Origin of the sequence: Citrobacter sp. T1.2D-1, assembly GCF_950098555.1 — a bacterium.
GTDB lineage: Bacteria > Pseudomonadota > Gammaproteobacteria > Enterobacterales > Enterobacteriaceae > Citrobacter_A > Citrobacter_A telavivensis.
Genome location: NZ_CATNHH010000067.1, coordinates 194,602 through 221,483, shown reverse-complemented (window position 1 = coordinate 221,483; position 26,882 = coordinate 194,602). Strand labels below are relative to the sequence as shown.

Genomic DNA, 26,882 nt, shown 5'->3' with positions numbered 1-26,882 from the left:
CAGGGTGGAAGTGCATATTTAAGCGCTTTTCATGCAAAATAAACCGGGCGACAGGGTAGAATGTTTTGCCTTGTCGACCCGATTAGTGGCACGATAACTGCACCTGGTCCTGTAAACATCCCCTATAAAAGACAGTCTGTTGAGGATAGTTATGAAAAAACTGGTGTTATCTCTTTCTCTGGTCCTGGCTTTCTCCAGTGCTACCGCAGCATTTGCCGCTATTCCGCAAAAAGTTCGTATCGGTACCGATCCGACCTATGCCCCGTTTGAGTCAAAGAATGCCAAGGGTGAATTAGTCGGTTTTGATATCGATCTGGCGAAAGAGCTGTGCAAACGTATTAATACACAATGTACCTTCGTTGAGAACCCGCTGGATGCGCTGATCCCTTCGTTAAAAGCGAAGAAAATCGACGCTATCATGTCCTCGCTTTCGATTACTGAAAAACGTCAGCAGGAAATCGCCTTCACCGACAAACTTTATGCAGCCGACTCGCGTCTGGTGGTGGCCAATGCGTCTGACATTCAGCCGACCGTTGAGTCGCTGAAAGGCAAGCGTGTCGGTGTGCTGCAGGGCACCACCCAGGAGACGTTTGGTAACGAACACTGGGCGCCAAAAGGCATTGAGATCGTGTCGTATCAGGGCCAGGACAATATTTACTCCGACCTGACTGCCGGACGTATTGATGCCGCATTCCAGGATGAAGTCGCCGCGAGCGAAGGCTTCCTGAAACAACCCGTTGGCAAAGATTACAAATTCGGCGGCCCGTCTGTGAAAGACGAGAAACTGTTTGGTGTAGGGACCGGTATGGGTCTGCGCAAAGAGGATAACGAATTGCGTGAAGCCCTGAACAAAGCGTTTGCAGAAATGCGCGCTGACGGAACTTACGAGAAGCTGGCGAAGAAGTACTTTGATTTTGATGTTTACGGCGGTTAATCACCGCAGGTGCAGATAAAGCCCGAAGATGTTTGACAGACTTTATGCCAGATGACGGCTTCGCCTTATCCGGCCTACGACGATGTTCTTGTAGGCCGGATAAGCGTAGCGCCATCCGGCATCAATGAAGTGTGTCATCACGTCAAAAGAGGCTTCTAACTCGCCACTCACGACAGGACAGGCAGCATGTTGTACGGGTTTTCAGGTGTTATTTTACAGGGCGCAATTGTCACGCTGGAACTGGCTCTCAGTTCCGTGGTGCTGGCCGTTCTGATCGGCCTCGTCGGAGCGGGGGCCAAACTCTCGCAAAACCGGGTGACGGGGCTTATTTTCGAAGGTTATACCACCCTCATTCGCGGGGTGCCGGATCTGGTGCTGATGCTGCTGATTTTTTATGGCTTGCAGATAGCACTCAACGCGTTAACCGATGCGATAGGCATCGGTCAGATTGATATCGACCCGATGGTCGCGGGTATTATTACGCTCGGCTTCATCTACGGTGCGTATTTTACGGAAACCTTCCGTGGCGCCTTTATGGCGGTCCCCAAAGGGCATATTGAAGCGGCAACGGCCTTCGGTTTCACCTCTTCCCAAATTTTTCGCCGCATTATGTTCCCGGCGATGATGCGTTATGCGCTGCCGGGGATTGGGAACAACTGGCAGGTGATCCTCAAAGCGACGGCGCTGGTCTCGCTGCTCGGTCTGGAAGATGTGGTAAAAGCCACGCAGTTGGCCGGGAAGAGCACCTGGGAGCCCTTCTATTTCGCCATCGTCTGCGGACTTATTTATCTGGTATTTACTACGGTTTCTAATGGTGTGCTGCTGTTCCTTGAGCGCCGCTACTCCGTCGGTGTGAAGAGGGCTGACCTGTGATCGAGATTATTCAGGAGTACTGGAAATCCCTGTTGTGGACGGACGGCTACCGCTTTACGGGCGTGGCGATAACGCTGTGGCTGCTGATCTCCTCCGTGGTGATGGGCGGCATTCTGGCAGTAATTCTGGCGATTGGCCGCGTTTCCAGTAACAAATTCATCCAGTTTCCCATTTGGCTATTCACCTATATTTTCCGCGGGACGCCACTGTACGTTCAGCTACTGGTGTTCTATTCAGGGATGTACACGCTGGAGATTGTCAAAGGCACGGATTTTCTTAACGCCTTCTTTCGCAGCGGTCTGAACTGTACCGTTCTGGCGCTGACGCTGAACACCTGCGCGTATACCACGGAGATTTTCGCTGGGGCGATCCGTTCGGTTCCACACGGTGAAATTGAAGCAGCGCGCGCGTATGGCTTCTCCTCGTTTAAAATGTATCGTTGCATTATTCTGCCTTCGGCGCTGCGTATCGCGTTGCCCGCGTACAGCAACGAGGTCATTTTGATGTTGCACTCCACGGCGCTGGCCTTCACCGCGACGGTTCCGGATCTACTGAAAATCGCCCGTGATATAAACTCGGCGACCTATCAGCCCTTTACCGCCTTCGGTATTGCCGCCGTGCTGTACTTAATCATATCGTATGTCCTGATAAGCCTCTTCCGCCGCGCGGAAAGGCGCTGGTTGCAGCATGTTTCCTCTAAATAATTCGAGTAACACGATGTCTGAGAATAAATTAAACGTTATCGATTTGCACAAACGCTACGGCGAACACGAAGTGCTGAAAGGGGTTTCGCTGCAGGCCAACGCCGGGGATGTGATCAGTATTATTGGTTCTTCTGGCTCGGGAAAAAGTACGTTTTTGCGCTGCATAAACTTCCTCGAAAAACCGAGTGAAGGGTCGATTGTGGTCAATGGCCAGAATATTAACCTGGTGCGTGACAAGGACGGTCAGCTAAAAGTGGCGGATAAAAATCAGCTTCGTTTACTGCGTACGCGCCTGACAATGGTGTTTCAGCACTTTAACCTGTGGAGCCACATGACGGTGCTGGAAAACGTCATGGAAGCGCCGATTCAGGTACTGGGCCTGAGCAAACAGGAGTCCCGCGAGCGGGCGATCAAATATCTGGCGAAAGTTGGTATTGATGAGCGCGCCCAGGGGAAATATCCGGTGCATCTTTCCGGCGGTCAGCAGCAGCGTGTGTCGATTGCGCGCGCGTTGGCGATGGAGCCGGAGGTGTTGCTCTTTGACGAACCGACCTCGGCGCTGGATCCTGAACTGGTGGGCGAAGTGCTGCGTATCATGCAGCAACTGGCAGAAGAGGGAAAAACGATGGTGGTGGTGACGCACGAAATGGGCTTTGCCCGCCATGTCTCCAGCCACGTTATTTTCCTGCATCAGGGGAAAATCGAAGAAGAGGGCAATCCGGAGCAACTCTTTGGCAATCCGCAAAGTCCACGTCTGCAACAGTTCCTGAAAGGATCGCTGAAGTAACATTTCTCTGTTGGCGTGGTGTTTTCAGCTAATAGTCCTGATAAGCGCAGCGCCTCAGGCTAACATTCAATGCCGGATGGGGGCGTAAACGCCTTATCCGGCCTACAGATCAACAAACGCCTCTGCCTCCAGACGGTATCCCCAGTCATCATAGTGGATACCGTTGACCTCAAACGCTTTCTCCAGTACCTGCGTACGCACAAATCCGAGCTTTTCCAGCAGACGAACTGAACCCCGATTCTCGGCGAGCACCCAGGCGTTGATGGCTTTCACACCGGCATCGCAAAAGGCATAGTTGCAGACGGCGCGAACGGCCTCGCTGGCGATACCGCGTCCCTGGGCTGCGGGGATGACGCAATAACCGATATCCGCTTCTTGCGGAAAATGATGGCTAACCTGTAAGCCAATGTCGCCCAGCGGTGTGGCATCGTGATGCTGGCGGATCACGAAGGTGTGTTTTGAGGTAAGGCGACGTGCAAACAATAAGCGTGTTTCGCGTTCGGGGCAGAGGTTGCCCATAAAACGCATGACGTCCGGATTTTCACGAAGCGCGAGGAAAAAGGGCCAGTCTGTGGGTTGAAACGGGGAAAGCGTCAGTCGTTCAGTGGTGAGTCGTGCCATAAAATCGCCATTCCGGGAGCCAGTGAGACTACCTTACCACCGGAATAGCGAGGGTGAACAGGGAAGACGTTAACGAACAACATCCGCCAGCGCTTCTTCAAGATCGTACCAACGGAAGGGAAATCCGGCGGCTTCCAGTCGTTTTGGCAGGGCGCGCTGCCCACCCAGCACCAGAACGGACGACTCGCCCATCAGCAGGCGAATCACCGTGGCCGGTACGCGAAGAATCGCAGGTCGCTGCAGGGCATGTCCTAGCGCATGAGCAAACTGTTCATTGCGTACCGGGTAGGGTGAGACCATGTTGAACGGCCCACGCAGATCGTTATCCAGCAGCCAGAGGATCGCATTGACCATGTCATCAATGTGGATCCAGGCCAGATACTGGCGACCGCTGCCGATTGGGCCACCGAGGCCCAGGCGAAAGGGCGGTATCATTTTGGCGAGGATCCCGCCTTTTGGCGCCAGCACCACGCCGGTACGCAGCAGGCACACGCGCGTTCTGTCGCTTTGCGCCTCACAGGCAATTTGCTCCCAGCGCGCGCAAAGCTTATGGGTGAATTCGTTATGCGGCGGCTCTTCCTCGGTGACAACCACTTCACCCAGATCACCGTAATAACCGGCGGCAGAACCTGAAATCAGGACCGACGGCGGCGTTTCACTGGCGTTAATGAGGTCCGCCAGTTTCTGGGTGATGCGCCAGCGGCTCTGGCACAGGCGATCTTTTTGCTCTGTCGTCCAGCGCTTGTCAGCAATGGGTTCACCGGCCAGGTTAATCACCGCATCGATGTCGTCGAGATTGTGCTTATCGTCCAGCGAGTTCCACAGGGTGACCCGATCATTAAGTTTTTTGCGGGCGTCATCGGGGCGGCGGGTCAGTACCGTCACCTGATGGCCCAGTTCCTGCAGGCGCGGGACCAGGTGTCCTCCGATAAGGCCAGTCCCTCCAGTTACCAGTATCTTCATGCAGCCTCCCGTGAAAGCGGTTAGCGCTGCCAGCTCAACGTCATGGAGACAGAATCGGCATAACGCAACGCGTGTAGTTTGTCGACTTCCACTTCAGCATAAGTGACCCAGTGGTGTTCGCGTGCGATATCGAGCACATCCTGGGTTAATTTTTCTAACAATGAGAAGCGGTTGTTCTCAACGTGCAGGATGATATTTTTGGTGATCGTGCGGTAGTTCAGCGCATCATTGATGTCTTCGCTGACGCGGGCTTTGTCTGCCGGATAGTGAATCGCAACGTTGATGACAATGTCCTGTCGGTTATTGATCTCTTCCTCTTTGATACCGATGAAAGTGCGTAAACGAAGGTTTTTTATACGAATAATAGCGTCATGATGTGACATTGCAGGTCTCCTCCATGTATGAACTCTCGCATGATACACGAGAACCCGGCCATGTTATTCTTTTGCACTCGCAGGATCCTGGTGCGCCCGCATCATCGCGCGTTCCGTGGCGGGTCGACTGCGAATGCGGTCAAACCAATTCTTCACAGCGGGAAACATGTCAAGGTCGACGCGCTGACGCTGCCAGGCGTTCACCCACGGCCAGCAGGCAATGTCGGCGATGCTGTAATGTTCACCGCCCAGCCACGGCGACGTTTCCAGCCGTTTATTGAGGACGTTATACAGCCGCTGTGTCTCCACCTGATAGCGTTCGATGGCGTAGGGGATGGCCTGCGGGGCGAAATGGTTGAAATGGTGATTCTGACCGAGCATCGGTCCCAGTCCGCCCACCTGCCAGAATAGCCATTGCAATGTGGTATGGCGCTCGCGCAATTCGCCGCTAAGCAACAGGCCGCTCTTTTCCGCCAGATAGATCAAAATGGCGCCGGACTCAAACAGGCTGAGCGGTGTGCCGCCATCGATCGGGGCATGATCGACGATGGTGGGGATTTTATTGTTGGGTGAAATGGCCAGGAAATCAGGGCGAAACTGATTTCCCTTACTGATATCCACCTTAATGAGTCGGTAGTCCAGTGCAGCCTCTTCAAGGAAGATCGTAATCTTGTGCCCATTGGGTGTCGGGGCATAATAGAGGTCGATCATTTCAGCTCCAGAAAGCATTGAGTGGAATTAGACAACCACAAGTATAGAAAGCCTGTTGCGCTGTGTGAGTTTTCATCAGGTGACAGCAAGCGAAAGACCCTCTATGTTGTGAGAAAAGCCTAATAACGACGAGGATGCTATGAGTAAACCCAACATCACGCTGTGGTCAGACGCGAATTTTTTCTCTCCCTACGTGCTATCTGCCTATGTTGCGTTGCAGGAAAAGGGGCTGCCGTTTAGCCTGAAAACCGTTGACCTGAACAGCGGCGAACATCTACAACCTGGCTGGCAGGGTTTTGCATTGACTCGCCGTGTGCCGTTGCTGGAAATCGATGGCTTTGAGCTGAGCGAGTCCTCCGCGATAGCTGAATATCTGGAAGACAGTTTTGCGCCACCCACCTGGGAACGAATCTATCCCCACGACCTGCAAAAGCGCGCGCGCGCGAGGCAGATTCAGGCATGGTTGCGCAGTGATTTAATGCCCATTCGAGAAGAGCGTCCGACGGATGTCGTTTTCGGAGGGGTAAAAAAAGGGCCGCTGAGCGACGCGGGGAAAGTCAGCGCGGAAAAACTGTTCGCCACGGCGGGGAATCTGCTGGCACACGACATGCCAAATCTTTTCGGAGAATGGTGTCTGGCCGATACCGATTTAGCCCTGATGCTCAACCGTCTGGTCCTCAATGGCGATGAGGTCCCTGAACGACTGGCGGAATATGCAGCATTTCAGTGGCAACGCGCATCTGTCCAGCGTTATATTGCGCTTTCCGCGAAGCGTTCAGGCTGATAAAGCGTCTACAATCCAGTATCATAATGTGGTTTTTGATGACACGGAGTATGTGATGAAACTGATGTTTGCATCCGACATTCACGGGTCCTTGCCTGCCACAGAACGCGTGCTGACGTTGTTTTCCCAGAGTGGCGCACAGTGGCTGGTGATACTGGGAGATGTACTCAACCACGGGCCGCGAAATGCCTTACCCGAAGGCTACGCGCCCGCTCAGGTGGCTGAGCGACTGAACGAACAGGCGGCGCAGATTATTGCGGTACGGGGAAACTGTGATAGCGAAGTGGATCAAATGCTGCTGAAGTTTCCAATGACCGCGCCCTGGCAGCAGGTGCTGTTGGATAATCAGCGGCTGTTTCTGACTCACGGCCATCTCTTTGGGCCGGATAGCCTGCCCGCTTTACGCGCCAGCGATGTCCTGGTGTATGGGCATACGCATCTGCCGGTGGCAGAAAAAAAAGGCGATATTTATCACTTCAACCCGGGTTCAGTAAGCATTCCTAAGGGGGGCTTTCAGGCAAGTTATGGCCTGCTGGACGATAATGTTTTAAGCGTTATCGCACTCAATGATCAAAGTATCATTGCACAGGTTGCGATTAATTCGTAATTTACCCCCACATATGTAAATGCGCCGTAAGAGCGCCAGAAAAAGAAGGTTTCCTGATGGTGGAACAGCGTCGTTTGGCAAGTACGGAATGGGTGGATATTGTGAATGAAGACAACGAAGTCATTGCACAATCCAGCCGGGAACAGATGCGAGCGCAGGGCCTGCGTCATCGTGCGACCTATATTGTCGTACACGACGGGATGGGCAAAATACTGGTGCAGCGTCGTACCGAGACAAAAGACTTTTTACCTGGAATGTTAGATGCCACTGCCGGTGGTGTTGTGCAGGCCGACGAACAACTGCTGGATTCTGCCCGTCGTGAAGCGGAAGAAGAGTTAGGCATTGCCGGCGTGCCATTTGCCGAACACGGTCAGTTCTACTTTGAAGATAAGAACTGTCGCGTCTGGGGGGCGTTGTTCAGTTGTGTGTCGCACGGCCCGTTCGCCTTACAGGAAGAAGAGGTCAGCGAAGTGTGCTGGCTGACGCCAGAAGAAATTACCGCTCGCTGCGATGAGTTCACGCCCGACTCTCTGAAAGCGCTGGCGCTATGGATGACCCGTAACGCCAAAAACGAAGCGGCCAGGTCAGAGTCGCAACAGGAGAAGCAGGAAGAGGCGGAGTAACCGCTCAGCAACTGTCCCTTACGCACAAACTGGAGGCGATCGGTTTTTGATCGCGCCAGTTGCCATCCTCAAACCGTGCCAGTAACGCGCGTCCAGCCTCAATACCAATCTTGCGATGGGGCACAGCCATCGTGGTTAACGGCGGCTGGCAAACCCTGCTCACATCACTATCGCCAAATCCGACTACCGCCAGATCGTCAGGCACTTTGATGCGTCGTCGCTGACACTCATACAGTACGCCACAGGCCAGTTCATCCGACACGCAAACCAGCGCGTCGAGTTCGGGCCAGGCGAGAATAAATTCGGGCAACTGCGAAGCGCCGGTGGAAAAGTTGGGGGGGAGCGCCGCGTTAATCACTCGATTCGGCGACATGTGGTGGCGCAGCATCGCCTTATACCAGCCTTGCAAGTGCTGCTGAAAAATCCACTGTTCCTGATTGGCGCAGAGCAGTCCAATGTTTTGATAGCCGCGTTGAATCAACATTTCGGTGAGTTCAAACATTGCTGCGACGTTATCAATACCAATGTTCATATCAATGGGATCGCTACGAATCGCGCCCATCTCCATGACCGGGATCCTGGCGTTTTTCAGCCAGTTCCGCACGGTGTCGCTGTGCTCGACGCTGAGCAAAATGGCGGCGGCAATATTGGAGGCCAGCAGCGTCTCAAGCAGCGTTTCTTCCTGTTCCAGGCGATGACGGGACTCTGCCAGCATGATCTGGTATCCGGCGGGCTGCAGGACTTCCTGCAATCCAGCGAACATTTCCGAGCAGCCAGCCTCTGAAAGATTTGGCACTACCATCGCAATGGTTCGTGATGACGCAGACGCCAGCGCACTTGCAGCCAGATTGGGCATGTAGCCCAGTTCATGCACTGCAGCGTCTATTTTTTCCCGGAGTTTATCGGAAACCTGTTCAGGCGTGCGCAGTGCACGAGAGACGGTCATGGTGCCGACACCGGCAAGGTGAGCGACATCCGCAATGGTCACCTTGCCTGTACTACGTCGTTTTCGGGTCAGAGACATACACATTCCTGCGCAATTACAATCGGTTGAGCCGCTTTTTATCGTCATTTTTTGCTTCGTATGCAGGGCAAGTATACGCCTTTAATGACTTTCATTGCTGTGATTTTACCCGGCAATTGTATTTTGATAGCGCTATCACATATCTGAACGATATCCCATGATAGCGCTATCTTTGTGAGAATGATCGCAGATAAGGTTTCATGGGTTGAATAAAGTTTGCTCACATTGAGCAAGAAATGAGGAGGGGACGTGCTGAATAAATGGTTAACGGAGTCAACCATCATGCTGCGCGAGAGCGTTGAGGACTGGCAGCAGGCTCTTGCGTGGTGTGCCAGACCTTTGCTTGCTGCCGGGATTATTACACCGGAGTACCTTACCGCCATCGTCGCGCAGCATCATCAACTGGGACCTTACTACGTCCTGGCACCGGGTCTGGCAATGCCGCATGCCAGACCGGAAGAAGGCGCAACAGCATTAGGGCTCTCATTGTTAAAACTGGAGCACGGTGTTTCATTTGGCGCAGGCGAATTTGATCCTGTCGACATTATTATCATGCTCGCGGCGCCGGATAAACATAGCCATATTGCCATGATATCCGCACTGGCTGAATTATTTTCAAGCGACGAGGATCTGGTGCGATTACATCAGGCAACAACCCTGGAGGAAATTAAAAAAATCATTTCACGTTTCTGATGTAAGTCATATTGGCATCTTCTAAAACATGACGCGAAAGCGTGATGCGGACGTACTCTACTTAAAAAAGGGGATAACAATGAAAATTCTGGCAATTTGTGGTTCTGGCCTGGGCAGCAGTTTTATGGTCGAAATGAATATTAAAAAAGTGCTCAAGAAACTTAATATTCAGGCAGATGTTGAACATTCCGATCTCTCCTCCGCCACGCCTGGAGCTGCCGATCTGTTTGTGATGGCAAAAGATATTGCCGCCAGTGCCAGCGTACCGGAAACTCAACTGGTGGTGATTAATAATATTATCGATATCAATGAACTGGAAGCGCAATTGCGCGAATGGTTCGACAAACAATAACTGTAAATGCACACCATCATGCAAACAGCCCGATGGCGGTTGCGCGCTGATGTGCATAAAGCGAGGTGGATATGTTTATCCTTGAAACGCTGAATTTTGTTGTTGATATTCTTAAAGTCCCTTCCGTGCTGGTGGGGTTAATTGCATTAATTGGCCTGGTCGCGCAAAAGAAAGCTTTTTCCGATGTGATAAAAGGGACAATTAAAACGATTCTGGGTTTTATTGTTCTTGGCGGCGGCGCAACGGTGCTGGTGGGATCGTTAAATCCGCTAGGCGGGATGTTTGAGCACGCATTTAATATTCAGGGCATCATTCCTAATAACGAAGCCATTGTCTCTATTGCTCTCGAGAAATATGGCGCCTCAACCGCGCTTATTATGGCGTTCGGGATGGTGGCGAATATTATTGTCGCCCGCTTCACGCGCCTGAAGTATATCTTCCTGACCGGGCATCATACGTTTTATATGGCCTGCATGATCGGCGTTATTCTGACCGTCGCCGGATTCGACGGGATCGGACTCGTCTTTACGGGCTCGCTGATTCTGGGGCTGGTGATGGCTTTTTTCCCCGCGCTGGCGCAGCGGTATATGCGGCGGATCACCGGAAATGATGAGATTGCCTTTGGTCACTTCGGCACTCTGGGATACGTGCTGTCAGGCTGGATCGGCAGCGTCTGCGGCAAAGGTTCCCGTTCGACCGAAGAGATGAACTTACCGAAGAACCTGAGCTTCCTGCGCGACAGTTCAATCTCTATCTCCCTGACCATGATGGTAATCTATCTGATTATGGCGATCAGCGCCGGTCGGGAATATGTCGAAAGTACCTTCAGCGGCGGGCAGAACTATCTGGTTTACGCCATCATCATGGCGATCACCTTTGCCGCCGGGGTGTTCATTATTCTGCAAGGTGTCCGTTTGATTCTGGCGGAAATCGTCCCGGCGTTTACCGGTTTTTCTGAAAAACTGGTGCCTAACGCGCGACCGGCGCTGGACTGCCCGGTGGTCTATCCCTATGCCCCGAATGCGGTACTGATTGGCTTTCTGTTCAGTTTTCTCGGCGGGCTGGTGGGGCTGTTTCTGTTGGGACAGATGAAACTGGTGCTGATCCTGCCAGGCGTTGTCCCACACTTTTTCACTGGCGCAACGGCCGGGGTGTTTGGTAACGCCACCGGTGGGCGTCGCGGGGCCATGATTGGCGCGTTTGCCAATGGCCTGTTAATCACCTTCCTGCCGGTTCTCCTCCTGCCCGTGCTGGGCGCGATTGGTTTTGCCAATACCACTTTCTCGGATGCCGATTTTGGCGTCGTTGGCATTGTGCTCGGCAACCTGGCGCGTTATCTGTCGCCTTTTGCCATCACGGGACTGGTTGTGGCGTTGTTTGCGCTGTTGGTGGCCTGGAACCTGTTCGCGAAAAACCGGACGGTAACGGGTCAGACTAAGGAAAATAATGGAGCCAAATCATGAGTGTGAAGGCGGTAACGCAACTGGCGCGCGAGATTCGCATCGCCACCCTGAAGTCGCTTATTGATCTCGGCTTTGGCCATTTTGGCGGCTGTATGTCGGTGGTGGAAACGCTGGCGGTTTTGTATGGCGAGGTGATGAACATTGACCCTGCCGATCCGGACTGGCCAGAGCGGGACTATTTCGTGTTATCAAAAGGCCATGCCGGACCGGCGCTGTATAGCACGCTGGCGCTGAAAGGTTACTTCCCGGTCGCAGAGTTGAGCACGCTGAACCAGAACGGCACGCGTCTGCCCAGTCACCCGGACAGGCTTAAGACGCGTGGCGTTGATGCGACGACAGGATCGCTGGGGCAGGGCATTTCTATCGCCGGGGGGATGGCGCTGTCGCACAAACTGGCGCAGCGGACTAACCGGGTATTCTGCATTGTGGGTGATGGCGAGCTCAATGAAGGACAGTGCTGGGAAGCGTTCCAGTTTATCGCTCACCATCGGCTGAACAACCTGACGGTCTTCGTTGACTGGAATAAGCAGCAACTGGATGGCGAACTGGATGACATCATCCACCCGTTTTGTCTTGAAGATAAATTTCGTGCGTTTGGTTTTGAGGCGTTCACGGTGAAAGGGGATGATATCCCCGGCCTGCTGGCGGTGGTCCAACCGGTTCTGGATAACCAGGCACGTCCACGCGTTGTGATTCTTGACAGCGTCAAAGGGCAGGGGGTGCCGTATCTGGAGCAATTAACCAACTCACATCACCTGCGCCTGACGGATGAGACCAGACATGCGCTGAACGATAATCTTCGCCAACTGGAGGCTACGCATGATTAAGCTCGCGCCCGCAGGACAAAAAGACAGTGTGGAGATGCGCAAGGTTTATGCCGGTTTTGTCGCGAAAGAAGTGGCGGCGGGAAGCCCGATCATTGCGCTGGAAGCGGATTTGATGAGCTCCATGGCGATGGACGGCGTGGCGCGCGAGTATCCGCAGCATGTCATTAATTGCGGCATCATGGAGGCGAACGTTATTGGTACTGCGGCAGGGCTGGCACTGACCGGACGCAAGCCGTTTGTGCATACCTTTACGGCGTTCGCCAGTCGCCGCTGTTTCGATCAACTGTTTATGTCGCTCGATTATCAGCGGAGTAACGTCAAAGTCATCGCCTCCGATGCCGGCGTGACCGCCTGTCATAACGGCGGGACGCACATGTCTTTCGAAGATATGGGCATCGTTCGCGGGCTGGCGCATTCGGTGGTGCTGGAGGTTACTGATGCCGTCATGTTTGACGATATCTTACGCCAACTGATTGACCTCGACGGGTTCTACTGGGTGCGCACCATCCGTAAACAGGCACCGAGTATTTACGCCCCGGGATCGACCTTTACGCTGGGGAAAGGAAATGTGTTGCGGGAAGGCAATGATGTCACCCTGATTGCCAATGGGATTATGGTGGCTGAAGCGCTGGAAGCGGCACGACAGCTGGAGCGGATGGGGGTCAGTACGGCCGTCATCGACATGTTCACCCTCAAGCCTGTCGATCGCATGCTGGTGAAGAACTATGCCGAAAAAACGGGGCGGATTGTGACCTGTGAAAATCACAGTATCCATAACGGGCTGGGATCGGCGGTAGCGGAAGTGCTGGTAGAAACCTGCCCGGTTCCGATGCGGCGGGTTGGCGTCAGGGAACGCTATGGACAGGTCGGCACCCAGGACTTCTTGCAGGAAGAGTATGGACTCACCGCGGCGGCGATTGTGACTGCGGCAAAATCACTGCTTTAGAAAGGAGAAACCGGATGAGCGCTAACGCTTATCCGGCCTACGAGGATAAGAAATATTGTAGGCCGGATAAGACGCGTTAGCGTCGCCATCCGGCATGTTGGATCAATGGTATCCCATAATCTGTGCGCCAATCACCACCATGCTGGACATAATAAACAGCAGTCCCAACAGCGTCGCACCCACTTTCAGCCAGTTACGAAAATCCACCCGACAGACGCCTAACGTCGCCATCAGTGACGCTGAGGTCGGATAGATGATATGGCTAAAGCCATCGCCAAACTGGAACGCCAGCACGGTTACCTGACGATTAACACCTACCAGATCGCCGAGCGGCGCTAACAGCGGCATGGTCAACGCCGCCTGACCGGATCCCGAGGTAACAAAGAAATTGAACACGGCCTGGAAGAGCAGCATAAACCACGCGGCAACGGCGTTATCCAGCCCGCTGATGCCGTTGGCAATGCTGTGCAACAGCGTATTCAGCACGCTCGCGTCACCTGCTTCGCCGTTGCCTACCAGCAGCAATATGCCTTTGGCAAAACCTACCAGCAGGGCAGGGGCAATCATCATGCGTGCACCTTCGGTGAAAGAGGACGCCATAATGTTGACCGTCATGCCGTTAAGGCGAAAAATAACGGCGATAATGCCAATCACCAGGCCCATGGTGAAGAACTGGCTGGCGATTTCTGGAATAAACCACGCGTTGACGATGACGCCCCAGACAACCCATACCATCACGCCGGTCAGAACCAGTAGTACCAGCCAGTCGCCGATCGTGAAGCGTCGCTCGACAACATCATCCTGCTGCTCGCGGAAGAAACGGTCAGATTCATGTACGCGCGACAGAAGCGGGTTCTTTTTCACCCGCGAGGCGTAGGCCAGGGTAAACGTCAGGCCAATCAGCGTTGAAATGACCCATACCACGATACGCAGACCGGAACCGGAGAGGACGGGAACGCCGGCGATACCCTGAGCAACCACCACGCAGAAGGGATTCATCCACGAACTGGCAAAGCCAATTTGTGTTGCAATATAGGTCACCAGCACGGTGGTGATACTGTCATAGCCCAGCCTCACCATCAGCGGCGCGATGATGATCGCAAAGGCGACCGCCTCTTCCCCCATACCGAATACCGCGCCGCCCAGCGAGAAGAGAATAAACAGCACCGGGATAAACAGAACCTCGTTGCCTTTGGTATGGCGGATCAGCGCCAGAATGCCATTATCAATCGTTCCTGTACGCATGACGATGCCAAACGCGCCACCAATCACCAGCATAAACATGATGATGCCAACGGCGGTGCCGAATTTAGAGCCAGAAGTCAGCCCTTCAAACGGGAAGTTCATCAGGCCCGGACTTTCGTCACCGGTGGTAAAGAACTTCACCGGGTGATACTGCGCTTCACCTGCCTCGTTGGTCAGAATGCGAAAGGAGTGCGGGTCGACCACTTTACGGGTTTTTGTCTGACCATCGACCTGGTATTGCACCTCCTGGCTGTCAAACATCCCGACGGGGACAACCCAGGTTGCAAGACTGGTTAAAATGGCGACAAAGAAAATAATCACCAACGTATCGGGCATGGCCCATTTTCTTCTGGTTGGCTGTGTTTCGGTTACTGCAGACATGACAGACTATCCCTGTTGCAAAGCAAAGAGGCTAAGTATGCAAACAGGCGAATGGTTATTCATTGATACAGCGCAGTTAAGCCAAAAAATCAGATTTTGCAACGCTGAAAGGACGGAAATAAAAAATCCGGAAATCGTTGAAATTTCCGGATGTTGACTGGGCTCGTGAGAGCCCAGGGGAGGCAGTTTACTGCTGCTGCTGTGAAGACTGAATCGCGGTCAGAGCGATGGTGTAGACGATATCGTCAACCAGCGCGCCACGGGACAGGTCGTTCACCGGCTTGCGCATACCCTGCAGCATCGGCCCGATGGAGATCAGGTCGGCTGAACGCTGTACCGCTTTGTAGGTGGTGTTACCGGTGTTCAGATCCGGGAAGATGAACACGGTAGCGCGACCGGCAACCGGAGAGTTCGGCGCTTTGGATTTCGCGACATCAGCCATCACGGCGGCATCGTACTGCAGCGGACCGTCGATCATCAGGTCAGGACGTTTTTCCTGCGCCAGACGAGTCGCTTCACGCACTTTTTCTACGTCGCTACCCGCGCCAGAGGTGCCGGTGGAGTAGGAGAGCATTGCGACGCGCGGTTCGATACCAAAGGCAATTGCGGAATCGGCGGACTGGATTGCGATCTCAGCCAGCTGTTCAGCGGTCGGATCCGGGTTGATCGCGCAGTCGCCGTAAACGTAAACCTGTTCCGGCAGCAGCATGAAGAATACGGAGGAAACCAGTGAACTGCCCGGCGCCGTTTTGATCAGCTGCAGCGGCGGACGAATAGTATTAGCCGTGGTGTGAACGGCACCGGATACCAGACCGTCAACTTCGTCTTGTTCCAGCATCAGCGTACCGAGAACCACGTTGTCTTCCAGCTGTTCGCGGGCAACGGTTTCGGTCATGCCTTTGCTCTTACGCAGTTCAACCAGACGTGCGACATAGCTATCGCGGACCACTTCCGGATCAACGATTTCGATGCCAGCGCCGAGTTCAACGCCCTGAGACGCCGCAACGCGGTTGATCTCTTCCGGATTACCCAGCAGCACGCAGGTTGCGATACCACGTTCAGCACAAATGGCTGCCGCTTTCACGGTACGCGGTTCGTCGCCTTCCGGCAGCACAACACGTTTACCGGCTTTACGCGCCAGTTCGGTCAACTGATAGCGGAAAGCTGGCGGAGACAGACGACGGCTACGCTCAGAGGTCGCGGTCAGAGACTCGATCCAGTCAGCGTTGATGTAGTTCGCCACGTACTCCTGAACTTTCTCGATACGTGCGTGATCGTCAACCGGCACTTCCAGGTTGAAGCTCTGCAGGCTCAGAGAGGTCTGCCAGGTATTGGTGTTCACCATGAATACCGGCAGGCCGGTCGCGAAAGCGCGTTCGCACAGTTTAGAGATGCGCGCGTCCATTTCGTAACCACCGGTCAGCAGCAGGGCGCCGATTTCTACGCCGTTCATCGCGGCCAGACAAGCGGCAACCAGCACGTCCGGACGGTCAGCGGAGGTGACCAGCAGGGAACCGGCACGGAAGTGTTCCAGCATGTGCGGAATGCTGCGCGCACAGAAGGTGACAGACTTCACGCGACGCGTGTTGATGTCGCCTTCGTTAACGATGGTGGCATTCAGGTGACGCGCCATGTCGATAGCACGGGTAGCGATCAGATCAAAGCTCCACGGCACTGCGCCGAGAACCGGCATCGGGCTGCTTGCGGTGAGCTGCGCCGGATCAACTTTCACGACCTGCGCTTTGGAAGAGTCGTCGAAAATCTCGGACAGATCCGGGCGAGTACGACCCTGTTCATCAACCGGGGCGTTCAGTTTGTTAACGATAACGCCGGTGATGTTGGTATTTTTTGTGCCGCCGAAGCTGCTGCGAGTCAGTTCAATACGCTCGTTCAGCTGTTCTGGCGTATCGGTGCCCTGAGACATCACGAAGACGATTTCTGCATTCAGCGTTTTAGCGATTTCGTAGTTCAGAGACTGCGCAAACTGGTGTTTACGGGTTGGGACCAGGCCTTCAACCAGTACCACTTCTGCGTCTTTGGTGTTCGCGTGGTAGTTCGCGATGATCTCTTCCATCAGCACATCTTTCTGATTGCTGGACAGCAGAGACTCAACGTGGCTCATCTTCAGCGGTTCAGCCGCTGTGACAGAGGAGTTTGCACGAACGATAGCGGTGGTCTGGTCTGGCGCATCGCCACCGGCGCGTGGCTGGGCGATTGGCTTAAAGACACTCAGACGAACGCCTTTGCGTTCCATAGCGCGGATGACGCCGAGGCTGACGCTGGTCAGGCCGACGCTGGTTCCGGTAGGGATCAGCATAATAATACGGGACACGGTTTATCCTCTTTCGTTACCGCCCGTTGGGCGGGTTACAAAACAGCACCGCCAGCTTAGCTGGCGGTGTGAAATCAGGCAGTCAGACGGCACGCGTCTTGCGCGATAACCAGTTCTTCGTTGGTTGGGATCACCACCGCAGGACGGGTACCTTCCTTGTTGATGAAACCAGACTTGCCGAAACGCGCAGCCAGGTTACGTTCATGATCAACTTCAAAGCCCAGCACGCCCAGTTTACCCAGAGACAGCTCGCGAACCATGGCCGCGTTCTCACCAATACCGCCGGTGAAGACAACCGCGTCCAGACGACCGTCCATCAGCGCCGTGTAGGAACCGATGTACTTCGCCAGACGGTGGCAGTAAACGTCCATTGCACGTTTCGCGTCTTCTTTGGTGGTGTAGTTGTCTTCAACGTAACGGCAGTCGCTGGTGACTTCGGTCAGACCCAGCAGGCCAGACTCTTTGGTCAGCATTTTGTTGATCTGATCAACGCTCATGCCCAGCGTGTCGTGCAGGTGGAAAATGATTGCCGGGTCGATATCACCAGAACGGGTACCCATTACCAGACCTTCCAGCGGGGTCAGACCCATAGAGGTATCAACACATTTACCGTTGCGGATAGCCGAAACAGAACCACCGTTGCCCAAGTGGCAAGTGATGATGTTCAGTTCGTCTACCGGTTTGTTCAGCATTTTTGCCGCTTCCTGAGTGACGAAGAAGTGGCTGGTACCGTGCGCGCCATAACGACGAACGCCGTGTTCTTTGTACAGGCTGTACGGCAGGGCATAGAGGTAAGACTCTTCCGGCATAGTCTGATGGAACGCGGTGTCAAACACAGCTACGTTTTTGTCTTTTAACTGCGGGAAGGATTTCAGCGCTTCTGCGATCCCGATCAGGTGAGCCGGGTTGTGCAGCGGTGCGAAAGAGGCAGAATCTTTGATGCCCTGAATAACAGAGTCATCGATAACCACGGAGCTGGTATACTTCTCGCCGCCGTGTACGATACGGTGACCGATTGCAGTCAACTGCGCAGACAGTTCTGGTTTTTGTGCCAGAATAGTATTAACGATAAAGTTCAGCGCTTCACTGTGAGCGGCGCCTGCACCTAAAGCCGCTTCTTGTTTACCGCCGTCCATTTTCCATTTGATACGTGCTTCTGGGAGATGGAAACATTCGGCTAAACCAGAAAGGTACTCTTCACCGTTAACTGCATCGATGATTGCAAATTTCAGTGAGGAGCTACCGCAGTTCAGAACCAGTACTAACTTACTCGACATGGAAGTACCTATTATTGATACGTGGCTAAAAAAACGTCAGGGAGCCATAGAGCGTAGCGCAGTGTGACGCTGACATTTATGATTAACATCATGCCAGTTGTCTTTTTTGGCATGATGGAAGAAATACCTTTGAGTCTATGCCATTTTGCGTATTTTTCAGCCAATGGCATACTATATGTAAATTTGACGACTCAATGATTTTGGACTACAGGCCATTTACAGGCCGCTACAGGATACCCGATAGTGGGTATCAATGACAAAATGTTTTGAACGTTGTCCCGCATAGTTGTTGTTTTGCACAAATATTTGAATTTTTATATGTGAAGTTGAGGTAAGCCATGTCGACGCCGGATCATCGCTCCGTAAATTTTTTTAGCCTTTTTCGTCGGGGGCAACATTACTCAAAGACGTGGCCAATGGAAAAGCGCCTTGCACCCGTCTTTGTTGAGAATCGCGTGATACGGATGACGCGTTACGCGATCCGCTTTATGCCGCCGATCGCCATCTTTACCCTGTGCTGGCAGATAGCACTGGGCGGCCAGTTAGGGCCTGCCGTCGCCACCGCGTTGTTCGCGCTCAGCCTGCCGATGCAGGGGCTGTGGTGGTTAGGAAAACGTTCCGTCACGCCACTGCCGCCCTCTATTCTGAACTGGTTTTATGAAGTCAGAGGCAAATTACAGGAAGCAGGGCAAGCGCTCTCCCCGGTTGAAGGAAAGCCGGATTACCAGGCGTTAGCTGACACGCTTAAGCGTGCCTTCAAACAACTCGATAAAACTTTCCTTGATGATTTGTAATTGACCCCGGATTACGCATATAAAAGAAGGCATATTGATGCCTTCTTTTTTTTCACTTTTTTCACCGTAGTAGAGTGATACAGGAGTCCCAAATGGAAATGACCAACGCTCAACGTCTTATTTTGTCTAATCAATACAAAATGATGACTATGCTCGATCCGACTAACGCCGAGCGCTATCGTCGTCTGCAGACGATTATTGAACGCGGTTACGGTCTGCAAATGCGCGAACTGGATCGGGAATTTGGCGAGCTGAAAGAGGAAACCTGTCGTACGGTTATCGACATCATGGAGATGTATCATGCCCTGCACGTCTCATGGGCCAATCTGAAAGATGCGCAAAGTATTGATGAGCGTCGGGTGACTTTCCTGGGTTTTGATGCCGCAACGGAAGCGCGCTACCTCGGCTACGTTCGCTTTATGGTGAATGTGGAAGGCCGTTACACCCATTTTGATGCCGGCACACACGGTTTCAACGCCCAGACCCCTATGTGGGAAAAATATCAGCGGATGTTAAGCGCATGGCATGCCTGCCCGCGTCAGTACCATTTGAGCGCCAACGAAATCAACCAAATCATCAATGCCTGAGGAGGTGAACGTGCAGTGCAAAGGCTTTCTGTTTGACCTGGATGGAACTCTGGTTGACTCTTTACCCGCAGTGGAACGCGCATGGTGTAACTGGGCCGATCGTTTTGGGTTGACGCATGACGACGTATTGAGTTTTGTTCATGGCAAGCAGGCGATCACCTCTTTGCGTCACTTTATGGCGGGCAAACCTGAGGCGGAGATCGCCGCTGAATTTACGCGTCTGGAGCGAATTGAAGCGACAGAAACGGCGGGCATCACTGCGCTGCCCGGTGCGGTTGCACTGCTCAACCATCTGAACAAGGCCGGGATTCCGTGGGCGATTGTGACCTCCGGGTCAATGCCGGTTGCTCGTGCGCGTCATCAGGTGGCCAATCTGCCGGCACCGGAGGTTTTCGTTACCGCTGAGCGGGTCAAACGCGGTAAGCCTGAACCGGATGCCTACCTGTTGGGGGCGCAGTTGCTGGGGTTAGCGCCGCACGAATGCGTGGTGGTGGAAGATGCTCCTGCAGGTGTGCTCTCGGGATTGGCTGCAGGTTGCCATGTTATCGCGGTAAATGCCCCGGCGGACACGCCGCGTCTGGATGAGGTCGATTTCGCGCTGACCAGTCTGGAGCAGCTTTCGGTGACCAAACAACCGAACGGTGATGTGGTCGTATTAAGAAATACCTGATCATGATTTAGCCCCGATTTGTCGGGGCTTTTTTATGGCAGAATCACTCCATCTTCTCATCTGACAAGGATAGGTTGTGAACGGTGAATTGATCTGGGTTCTCTCGCTGTTGGCGATTGCCGTTATTTTGTTTGCGACGGGCAGAGTGCGTATGGACGCGGTAGCTCTGTTGGTCATCGTAGCCTTTGTTCTGAGTGGAACATTGAGTCTTACCGAAGCCTTTTCTGGCTTCAGCGACCCTAACGTGGTGTTGATTGCCGCGCTGTTTATCATCGGCGACGGACTGGTGCGTACCGGTGTGGCGACCGTCATGGGCACCTGGCTGGTGAAAATGGCGGGCAGTAGCGAAGTTAAGATGCTGGTCCTGCTGATGCTGACCGTTGCCGGACTGGGCGCGTTTATGAGTTCAACTGGTGTTGTCGCTATCTTTATCCCCGTGGTACTCAGCGTCTCGATGCGTATGCAAACCTCGCCATCGCGCCTGATGATGCCACTGAGTTTCGCAGGGCTTATCAGCGGCATGATGACGCTGGTGGCCACCTCGCCAAACCTGGTGGTTAACAGTGAATTGCTGCGTGAAGGCCATGCTGGTTTCAGTTTCTTCAGCGTTACACCTATCGGTCTGGTCGTGCTGGTGCTGGGCATTATCTATATGCTGCTGATGCGTTTTATGCTCAAAGGCGACAATCCGCAACAGCAACGGGATGGCTGGAAGCGTCGTACCTTCCGCGATTTGATCAAAGAATATCGCCTGACCGGGCGTGCGCGTCGACTGGCGATTCGTCCGGGGTCGCCGATGATCGGTCAGCGCCTCGACGATCTCAAACTGCGCGAGCGCTATGGCGCCAACGTGATCGGTGTTGAACGCTGGCGGCGTTTTCGGCGGGTGATTGTGAATGTGAACGGGGTTTCGGAGTTTCGCGCCCGCGACGTATTGTTGATTGATATGTCTGCCGCCGATGTCGATCTCCGTGAATTCTGTAGCGAGCAATTGCTGGAGCCGATGGTGCTGCGCGGGGAATATTTCTCCGATCAGGCGCTGGATGTGGGAATGGCGGAAATTTCGCTGATCCCGGAATCGGAGCTGATTGGCAAGTCGGTGCGGGAAATTGGTTTTCGTACCCGTTACGGGCTGAACGTGGTTGGTCTGAAACGCGACGGCGTGGCGATCGAGGGCTCGCTTGCCGATGAGCCGCTGCTGATGGGCGATATCATCCTGGTCGTCGGTAACTGGAAGCTGATCGGTATGCTGGCGAAGCAGGGGCGAGATTTTGTTGCGCTTAACCTGCCGGAAGAGGTGAGCGAGGCTTCACCTGCGCACAGCCAGGCCCCGCACGCTATTTTCTGTCTGGTTCTGATGGTCGCGCTGATGCTGACCGACGAAATTCCTAATACCGTTGCGGCAATTGTTGCCTGTCTGCTGATGGGGAAATTCCGCTGCATTGACGCCGAAAGCGCGTACAAAGCGATTCACTGGCCAAGTATCATTTTGATCGTCGGCATGATGCCTTTTGCGCTGGCGTTGCAAAAGACCGGCGGTGTGGATCTGGCGGTGAAAGGGTTGATGGACGTCGGCGGCGGCTATGGGCCGTACATGATGTTGGGTTGTTTGTTTGTGCTGTGTGCGACCATTGGCCTGTTTATCTCAAATACCGCAACGGCGGTATTAATGGCGCCGATTGCCCTGGCGGCGGCGAAATCGATGGGCGTTTCCCCTTATCCATTTGCGATGGTGATTGCGATGGCGGCGTCAGCGGCCTTTATGACGCCGGTTTCATCACCGGTCAACACGCTGGTGTTAGGGCCGGGGAATTACAGCTTTAGCGATTTTTTGAAGCTGGGCGTTCCGTTCACCCTCATCGTGATGGCGGTATGCGTGGTGATGATCCCAATGTTGTTCCCGTTTTAATATTGTGCCGCATTGCCGGATGGTGCAAACGCGCATCCGGCAAACGATTACAGCGGAGAATCCTGGCTAATTTCATCAAGAGAAAGGTGGAAGCTGGGGACAAAGACCTCCATGAAATAGTCCATCTCCGGGCTCCGGCGTGATTCCAGCGTTTTTTCCAGCCGCGTCTTCGCCAGCAGGAATTCATTATTTCCCGCCGACAACTCTTCCAGACACTTCAGATACGCACACAGCGCGTCGGCCTGTTTCACAATTGATTTTTCTTCTTCGCTATATGCATGCTCATCAATCAGCGGCGCAAAAATATCCCGCAATTCATCGGGCACCATATCGACCAGTTTCTGCTGAGCGATTTTCTCAATAGCCTTATATTCCTGGGCGATTTGCGAATTGAAATATTTCACCGGTGTGGGCAGATCGCCGGTCAGCACTTCTGAAGCGTCGTGATACATCGCCAGTAACGCAATGCGCTCGGCATTAACCTGACCGGCAAATTTCCGGTTTTTGATTGCCGCCAGCGCATGGGCCACCATCGCGACCTGGAGGCTATGCTCAGAGACGTTTTCTGTGCGCACATTGCGCATTAAAGGCCAGCGGTTAATGAGTTTGAGGCGGGAGAGATGGGCAAAAAAATGACTCTGCTTCATAGTGACCTTTTCATGATAACAACCTGGAGGTCATTGTGCGCAGAGAAGGCCGCCGGATGCAAATACTCGTCATACTTCACGTTGCATGTGCGTTGGCTTTCGAGTTACTCGTCTCATCCATGAGACTCGCCCTTCCGGGCCGTCGCTCCGCGACGTTCAAATCTGTTCCTGACAGATTTGTCATTCACCCCAGTCACTTACTCGTGTAAGCTCCTGGGGATTCATTGCGTCGCCGCGTTACTCGACCAATGGTCTCGCCCCTTCGGGGCCAGCGCTTACGCTGTTCAAAAACACCTATGGTGTTTTTGTCCTGCAACGCGAATTATGTAGAGTATTCTGGCGGTTGATTTTCAGATTACAACTGCCGATATCCCGACAGGAAACGACTAAATTTGCTCAGCGACATTTCGATATCGTCAATGCGGGGCAGGGTGACGATACGCACATGGTCTGGCCACGGCCAGTTAAACGCCGTGCCCTGAACCAGCAGGACTTTTTCCTGTAACAGGAAATCGAGCACCATTTTCTGGTCGTCGTGAATATTGAAACGTTTGGCGTCAATTTTCGGGAACATATACAGCGCACCGCGCGGCTTCACGCAGGAGACGCCCGGAATATCGTTGATCAATTCCCAGGCGCGGTTGCGCTGCTCATACAGACGTCCACCGGGCATGATAAATTCACTGATGCTTTGGTAACCGCCCAGCGCCGTCTGAATCGCGTGCTGCGCCGGCACGTTGGCACAAAGACGCATCGATGCCAGCATCTCCAGCCCTTCGATATAACCTTTCGCATGCTTCTTCGGACCGTTGAGAACCATCCAGCCCTGACGGAATCCGGCCACGCGATAGGTTTTGGACAGGCCGTTAAACGTGATGGTCAGCAGGTCTGGCGCCATCGCGGCAATGGAATGGTGCTCGGCGTCGTCATACAGGATTTTATCGTAGATCTCATCGGCAAAGATGATGAGGTTATTCTGCCGCGCGATCTCGACTATCTCCATCAACAGTTCTTTGGAATAGACCGCACCGGTCGGGTTGTTTGGGTTAATAATGACGATCCCACGGGTACGCGGCGTGATTTTTGCGCGGATGTCGTCAAGGTCCGGGAACCAGTCGGACGACTCATCACACAGATAATGCACTGCATTCCCACCGGAGAGCGCGACGGCCGCCGTCCACAGCGGGTAATCCGGCGCGGGCACCAGCATTTCGTCCCCACTGTTCAGCAATGCCTGCATTGCCTGCACAATCAGTTCCGAAACGCCATTGCCGATATAGATATCTTCGACGGTGACGTCACGCATACCACGAGCCTGATAATGCTGCATGATGGCTTTACGTGCGGAATAGAGGCCTTTCGAATCGGAATAACCCTGCGCGGTAGGCAAATTACGAATGACGTCCACCAGAATCTCATCGGGGGCATCAAAGCCAAAGGGGGCGGGGTTACCAATGTTCAGTTTCAGGACTTTATTGCCTTCTTCTTCAAGGCGTTTCGCTTCCTTCAGAACAGGACCGCGGATGTCATAACAGACGTTATCTAATTTGCTGGATTTCTCAATGGGGGACATGAATCTTGACCTTTATGCTGTTATCACCACTTCCTGCCGTGGAAGTCAGTTTGAAACAATGTACTCCCACGGCGGGGCGTTTTGAAGGCTTTGCAGAAGAAGATTTTGCTGAATGGTTAAGCGCTATTGTGCTGTTATCGACTGGTTTTCAGCGGTTTTTCAGAGTCAAAAATAGCTGTTGTTGTGTTTTTTAGCATGATATTTCAGAGTTTTTGCTTATGGTTGGCGTATTCTCTTGCCGGGAAAAGGTTCTGCGCTCGTGAAATTTCGGGGTAACGCTTACGTCATTTAATAATTCGTAAATACTGAAAGATTAACTGTCGGCTGTGTTATCGGGATGTACGGGAACCCTGATGGTGTAAATCTAATGTTAAGCAGGATTTATGAATGACCTTGGATCTCATTAATTATTATTTAATAATTAAAAAGGCTTTACGTAAGTCGGGAATAATAGCAGCCTGGTTTGAGAAACATAACAAAACTTTGCATCAGATTATTCGTATTAAGGCTTATAAATAAAAAGGTTTTAGGTTAAGATACGCATGAGGAAATGACATGTGGTCGCGTGATTTGTTAATATCCCGAATGGGGTTTTGCGGCTAACTTACTGCCATGTATGCTTATTTCTCGTTGATGTATGCTCAGTTCCATTCTTTACATTTACACTTTTACATCCAGACAATGGCAGAAATCTGCATACACTTTAATAGGTCAGCCCGTTCTTAACGAAATAACCTGAGTGATCGCGTAAGGTATTATTACGTAAGAAAGGGAGTAGCATTTCGCCAGTCTCATGATATACCTATTTACTTTCACCTGCTGTCAGCGGGTGACTCTGCTAAGGAAGCGCATTACAAAGGGAATTGCTTGATTTTGTATGCACAGCATTAACAAGCTCAGTATGAGCCGCCAGTAAGTGAAAAATTATGATAAATGCAAATCGTCCGATAATTAACCTCGACCTCGATCTGCTGAGAACATTTGTTGCTGTTGCCGATCTGAACACATTTGCAGCAGCGGCTGCAGCGGTGTGTCGTACTCAGTCTGCGGTGAGCCAACAGATGCAGCGCCTCGAGCAGCTCGTGGGAAAAGAACTCTTCGCTCGTCACGGTCGTAACAAACTGTTGACTGAACACGGCATTCAGCTTCTGGGTTACGCCAGAAAAATTTTACGTTTCAATGATGAGGCTTGCTCATCATTGATGTTCAGCAATCTTCAGGGAGTATTAACTATCGGGGCTTCTGATGAATCCGCCGATACGATACTGCCTTTTCTTCTGAATCGCATTAGTTCGGTTTATCCGAAACTTGCGCTGGATGTCAGGGTGAAGCGAAATGCCTTCATGCTCGACATGCTGAAATCGCAAGAGGTGGATCTGATCGTCACCACCAATCGTCCAGGATCGTTTGAAAGCCTGACGCTGCGTACCTCACCGACGCACTGGTACTGTGCCGCAGAGTATGTGCTGCAAAAGGGCGAACCGGTTCCGCTGGTGTTATTGGACGATCCCAGTCCGTTCCGTGATGTGGTCCTTGCCACCCTGAATGCGGCGAATATCCCCTGGCGACTGGCTTATGTCGCGTCGACACTGCCGGCGGTACGCGCGGCGGTGAAGGCCGGTCTCGGCGTGACGGCGCGCCCGGTAGAAATGATGAGCCCGGACCTGCGCGTGCTGGGGGCAGTTGACGGATTACCCCCGTTGCCGGACACCGAATACCTGCTCTGCCGTGACCCGGCGTCGAAGAACGATCTGGCGCAGGTCATCTATCAGGCGATGGATACCTGGCAGAATCCGTGGCAGTACAGTCCGATTACCCCGGAAGGGGGAGATGATTCCGTGCTGGTCGAAGGAGACTATGAGTAACGGATCACAAAAAAGTCATTAAAAAATGTAAGTGTAAAAAAGAGCCACTGGTGATTAAAAAACATCCAGTGGTTCTTTTTTTGTACTAATATCCTTAACGGACGGGTGGGAAAAGGTAAAAATCCTCATAAATCAGCGAGTAGACGTTGCGATAAAAAAACGCGTAAAAAATAAGCAAAATTCGCAACTCAACGCTCTCATGTTAAAAAACGAGAGAAATTGTTGCTGTTTTTTGGGGTGGATTAACAAAAGCGTGTCACAGATCAAGAAAATACTCCTTTTTAGGGGAAGGCTTTTGGATCAATTCCTGTCAAAA

Annotated in this window: 27 protein-coding genes; 17 read left to right on the top strand and 10 right to left on the bottom strand. The window is 53.0% G+C overall.

Features of this window, described 5'->3' with window-relative positions; genetic code table 11:
* Window positions 1–151: 151 nt before the first annotated feature.
* From hisJ to hisP, 4 genes are all read left to right on the top strand, one after another.
* Window positions 152–934 carry a histidine ABC transporter substrate-binding protein HisJ gene (gene hisJ, locus QQZ17_RS23550; protein ID WP_152403329.1) on the top strand — a complete coding sequence of 261 codons (783 nt, stop codon included), beginning with the start codon at window positions 152–154 and terminating at the stop codon, window positions 932–934.
* 186 nt (window positions 935–1,120) lie between these two features.
* On the top strand, window positions 1,121–1,807 hold the full coding sequence (locus tag QQZ17_RS23545) for a histidine ABC transporter permease HisQ (protein ID WP_152403331.1): 687 nt from the start codon (window positions 1,121–1,123) through the stop codon (window positions 1,805–1,807).
* Window positions 1,804–2,511: a histidine ABC transporter permease HisM gene (gene hisM, locus QQZ17_RS23540; RefSeq protein ID WP_061074826.1), complete on the top strand. Its 708-nt coding sequence runs from the start codon at window positions 1,804–1,806 to the stop codon at window positions 2,509–2,511. Before QQZ17_RS23545 ends, hisM begins: the two co-directional genes overlap by 4 nt.
* Before the next feature lie 13 nt (window positions 2,512–2,524).
* Complete coding sequence (hisP, locus tag QQZ17_RS23535) at window positions 2,525–3,298, top strand: histidine ABC transporter ATP-binding protein HisP (RefSeq protein ID WP_046483066.1); 774 nt, start codon at window positions 2,525–2,527, stop codon at window positions 3,296–3,298.
* A gap of 102 nt (window positions 3,299–3,400) precedes the next feature.
* Here hisP and QQZ17_RS23530 read toward each other — a convergent pair whose 3' ends face one another.
* The 4 genes from QQZ17_RS23530 to yfcG form a co-directional block, all read right to left on the bottom strand.
* Window positions 3,401–3,919, bottom strand: coding sequence for a GNAT family N-acetyltransferase (locus QQZ17_RS23530; protein ID WP_152403333.1), 519 nt, complete (start codon window positions 3,917–3,919; stop codon window positions 3,401–3,403).
* A gap of 69 nt (window positions 3,920–3,988) precedes the next feature.
* Window positions 3,989–4,882, bottom strand: coding sequence for a TIGR01777 family oxidoreductase (locus tag QQZ17_RS23525; protein ID WP_152403335.1), 894 nt, complete (start codon window positions 4,880–4,882; stop codon window positions 3,989–3,991).
* Between the two features lie 20 nt (window positions 4,883–4,902).
* Window positions 4,903–5,265: a dihydroneopterin triphosphate 2'-epimerase gene (gene folX, locus QQZ17_RS23520; protein WP_043000007.1), complete on the bottom strand. Its 363-nt coding sequence runs from the start codon at window positions 5,263–5,265 to the stop codon at window positions 4,903–4,905.
* A gap of 54 nt (window positions 5,266–5,319) precedes the next feature.
* Window positions 5,320–5,967, bottom strand: coding sequence for a GSH-dependent disulfide bond oxidoreductase (gene yfcG, locus QQZ17_RS23515; RefSeq protein WP_152403337.1), 648 nt, complete (start codon window positions 5,965–5,967; stop codon window positions 5,320–5,322).
* Between the two features lie 139 nt (window positions 5,968–6,106).
* Here yfcG and yfcF point away from each other — a divergent pair, with 139 nt between their 5' ends.
* From yfcF to yfcD, 3 genes are read left to right on the top strand one after another with little or no spacing between them, the layout of a single operon-like run.
* Entirely contained in the window at window positions 6,107–6,751 is a 645-nt protein-coding gene (gene yfcF, locus QQZ17_RS23510; RefSeq protein WP_152403339.1) for a glutathione transferase, read from the top strand.
* Window positions 6,752–6,806: 55 nt separating this feature from the next.
* The gene (yfcE, locus tag QQZ17_RS23505; RefSeq protein WP_152403341.1) at window positions 6,807–7,358 is read left to right on the top strand and encodes a phosphodiesterase; all 552 of its coding nucleotides are present in this window, start codon (window positions 6,807–6,809) and stop codon (window positions 7,356–7,358) included.
* Window positions 7,359–7,414: 56 nt separating this feature from the next.
* Window positions 7,415–7,981 (top strand): NUDIX hydrolase YfcD, encoded by a 567-nt coding sequence (gene yfcD, locus QQZ17_RS23500; RefSeq protein WP_042317782.1) that lies wholly within the window; start codon window positions 7,415–7,417, stop codon window positions 7,979–7,981.
* A 4-nt stretch (window positions 7,982–7,985) separates the two neighbouring features.
* Here yfcD and QQZ17_RS23495 read toward each other — a convergent pair whose 3' ends face one another.
* Window positions 7,986–9,005 (bottom strand): LacI family DNA-binding transcriptional regulator, encoded by a 1,020-nt coding sequence (locus QQZ17_RS23495; protein WP_152403343.1) that lies wholly within the window; start codon window positions 9,003–9,005, stop codon window positions 7,986–7,988.
* Window positions 9,006–9,254: 249 nt separating this feature from the next.
* Here QQZ17_RS23495 and QQZ17_RS23490 point away from each other — a divergent pair, with 249 nt between their 5' ends.
* The 5 genes from QQZ17_RS23490 to QQZ17_RS23470 all read left to right on the top strand — a co-directional run bounded on the left by QQZ17_RS23490 (window position 9,255) and on the right by QQZ17_RS23470 (window position 13,286).
* Window positions 9,255–9,698 carry a PTS sugar transporter subunit IIA gene (locus QQZ17_RS23490; RefSeq protein WP_152403345.1) on the top strand — a complete coding sequence of 148 codons (444 nt, stop codon included), beginning with the start codon at window positions 9,255–9,257 and terminating at the stop codon, window positions 9,696–9,698.
* Window positions 9,699–9,777: 79 nt separating this feature from the next.
* Entirely contained in the window at window positions 9,778–10,050 is a 273-nt protein-coding gene (locus tag QQZ17_RS23485) for a PTS sugar transporter subunit IIB (RefSeq protein ID WP_152403347.1), read from the top strand.
* A 71-nt stretch (window positions 10,051–10,121) separates the two neighbouring features.
* Window positions 10,122–11,513 (top strand): PTS ascorbate transporter subunit IIC, encoded by a 1,392-nt coding sequence (locus QQZ17_RS23480; RefSeq protein ID WP_152403349.1) that lies wholly within the window; start codon window positions 10,122–10,124, stop codon window positions 11,511–11,513.
* Window positions 11,510–12,340, top strand: coding sequence for a transketolase (locus QQZ17_RS23475; RefSeq protein ID WP_152403351.1), 831 nt, complete (start codon window positions 11,510–11,512; stop codon window positions 12,338–12,340). Before QQZ17_RS23480 ends, QQZ17_RS23475 begins: the two co-directional genes overlap by 4 nt.
* Entirely contained in the window at window positions 12,333–13,286 is a 954-nt protein-coding gene (locus QQZ17_RS23470; protein ID WP_152403353.1) for a transketolase family protein, read from the top strand. The genes QQZ17_RS23475 and QQZ17_RS23470 overlap by 8 nt, the downstream gene beginning before the upstream one ends.
* A gap of 102 nt (window positions 13,287–13,388) precedes the next feature.
* Here the strand turns inward: QQZ17_RS23470 and yfcC are convergent, their stop codons facing one another.
* From yfcC to ackA, 3 genes are all read right to left on the bottom strand, one after another.
* Complete coding sequence (gene yfcC / locus QQZ17_RS23465; protein ID WP_152403355.1) at window positions 13,389–14,912, bottom strand: putative basic amino acid antiporter YfcC; 1,524 nt, start codon at window positions 14,910–14,912, stop codon at window positions 13,389–13,391.
* A 187-nt stretch (window positions 14,913–15,099) separates the two neighbouring features.
* Window positions 15,100–17,244 carry a phosphate acetyltransferase gene (gene pta / locus QQZ17_RS23460; RefSeq protein WP_152403357.1) on the bottom strand — a complete coding sequence of 715 codons (2,145 nt, stop codon included), beginning with the start codon at window positions 17,242–17,244 and terminating at the stop codon, window positions 15,100–15,102.
* 74 nt (window positions 17,245–17,318) lie between these two features.
* A complete protein-coding gene (gene ackA / locus QQZ17_RS23455; protein ID WP_152403359.1) occupies window positions 17,319–18,521 on the bottom strand; it encodes an acetate kinase in 1,203 nt (400 codons plus the stop codon).
* Between the two features lie 338 nt (window positions 18,522–18,859).
* Here ackA and yfbV point away from each other — a divergent pair, with 338 nt between their 5' ends.
* The 4 genes from yfbV (at window position 18,860) to QQZ17_RS23435 (ending at window position 22,481) form a co-directional block, all read left to right on the top strand.
* The gene (gene yfbV, locus QQZ17_RS23450) at window positions 18,860–19,315 is read left to right on the top strand and encodes a terminus macrodomain insulation protein YfbV (protein WP_042317796.1); all 456 of its coding nucleotides are present in this window, start codon (window positions 18,860–18,862) and stop codon (window positions 19,313–19,315) included.
* A 92-nt stretch (window positions 19,316–19,407) separates the two neighbouring features.
* The gene (locus QQZ17_RS23445) at window positions 19,408–19,902 is read left to right on the top strand and encodes a YfbU family protein (RefSeq protein WP_042290698.1); all 495 of its coding nucleotides are present in this window, start codon (window positions 19,408–19,410) and stop codon (window positions 19,900–19,902) included.
* The gene (locus tag QQZ17_RS23440) at window positions 19,895–20,572 is read left to right on the top strand and encodes a sugar phosphatase (RefSeq protein WP_152403361.1); all 678 of its coding nucleotides are present in this window, start codon (window positions 19,895–19,897) and stop codon (window positions 20,570–20,572) included. The genes QQZ17_RS23445 and QQZ17_RS23440 overlap by 8 nt, the downstream gene beginning before the upstream one ends.
* A gap of 76 nt (window positions 20,573–20,648) precedes the next feature.
* Window positions 20,649–22,481: an SLC13 family permease gene (locus QQZ17_RS23435; protein ID WP_284554188.1), complete on the top strand. Its 1,833-nt coding sequence runs from the start codon at window positions 20,649–20,651 to the stop codon at window positions 22,479–22,481.
* A gap of 47 nt (window positions 22,482–22,528) precedes the next feature.
* Here QQZ17_RS23435 and yfbR read toward each other — a convergent pair whose 3' ends face one another.
* Complete coding sequence (yfbR, locus tag QQZ17_RS23430; protein ID WP_042317802.1) at window positions 22,529–23,128, bottom strand: 5'-deoxynucleotidase; 600 nt, start codon at window positions 23,126–23,128, stop codon at window positions 22,529–22,531.
* 355 nt (window positions 23,129–23,483) lie between these two features.
* The gene (gene alaA, locus QQZ17_RS23425) at window positions 23,484–24,701 is read right to left on the bottom strand and encodes an alanine transaminase AlaA (protein ID WP_152403365.1); all 1,218 of its coding nucleotides are present in this window, start codon (window positions 24,699–24,701) and stop codon (window positions 23,484–23,486) included.
* A 926-nt stretch (window positions 24,702–25,627) separates the two neighbouring features.
* Here alaA and lrhA point away from each other — a divergent pair.
* Complete coding sequence (gene lrhA, locus QQZ17_RS23420) at window positions 25,628–26,566, top strand: transcriptional regulator LrhA (RefSeq protein WP_042317805.1); 939 nt, start codon at window positions 25,628–25,630, stop codon at window positions 26,564–26,566.
* The last annotated feature ends 316 nt before the right edge of the window (window positions 26,567–26,882 follow it).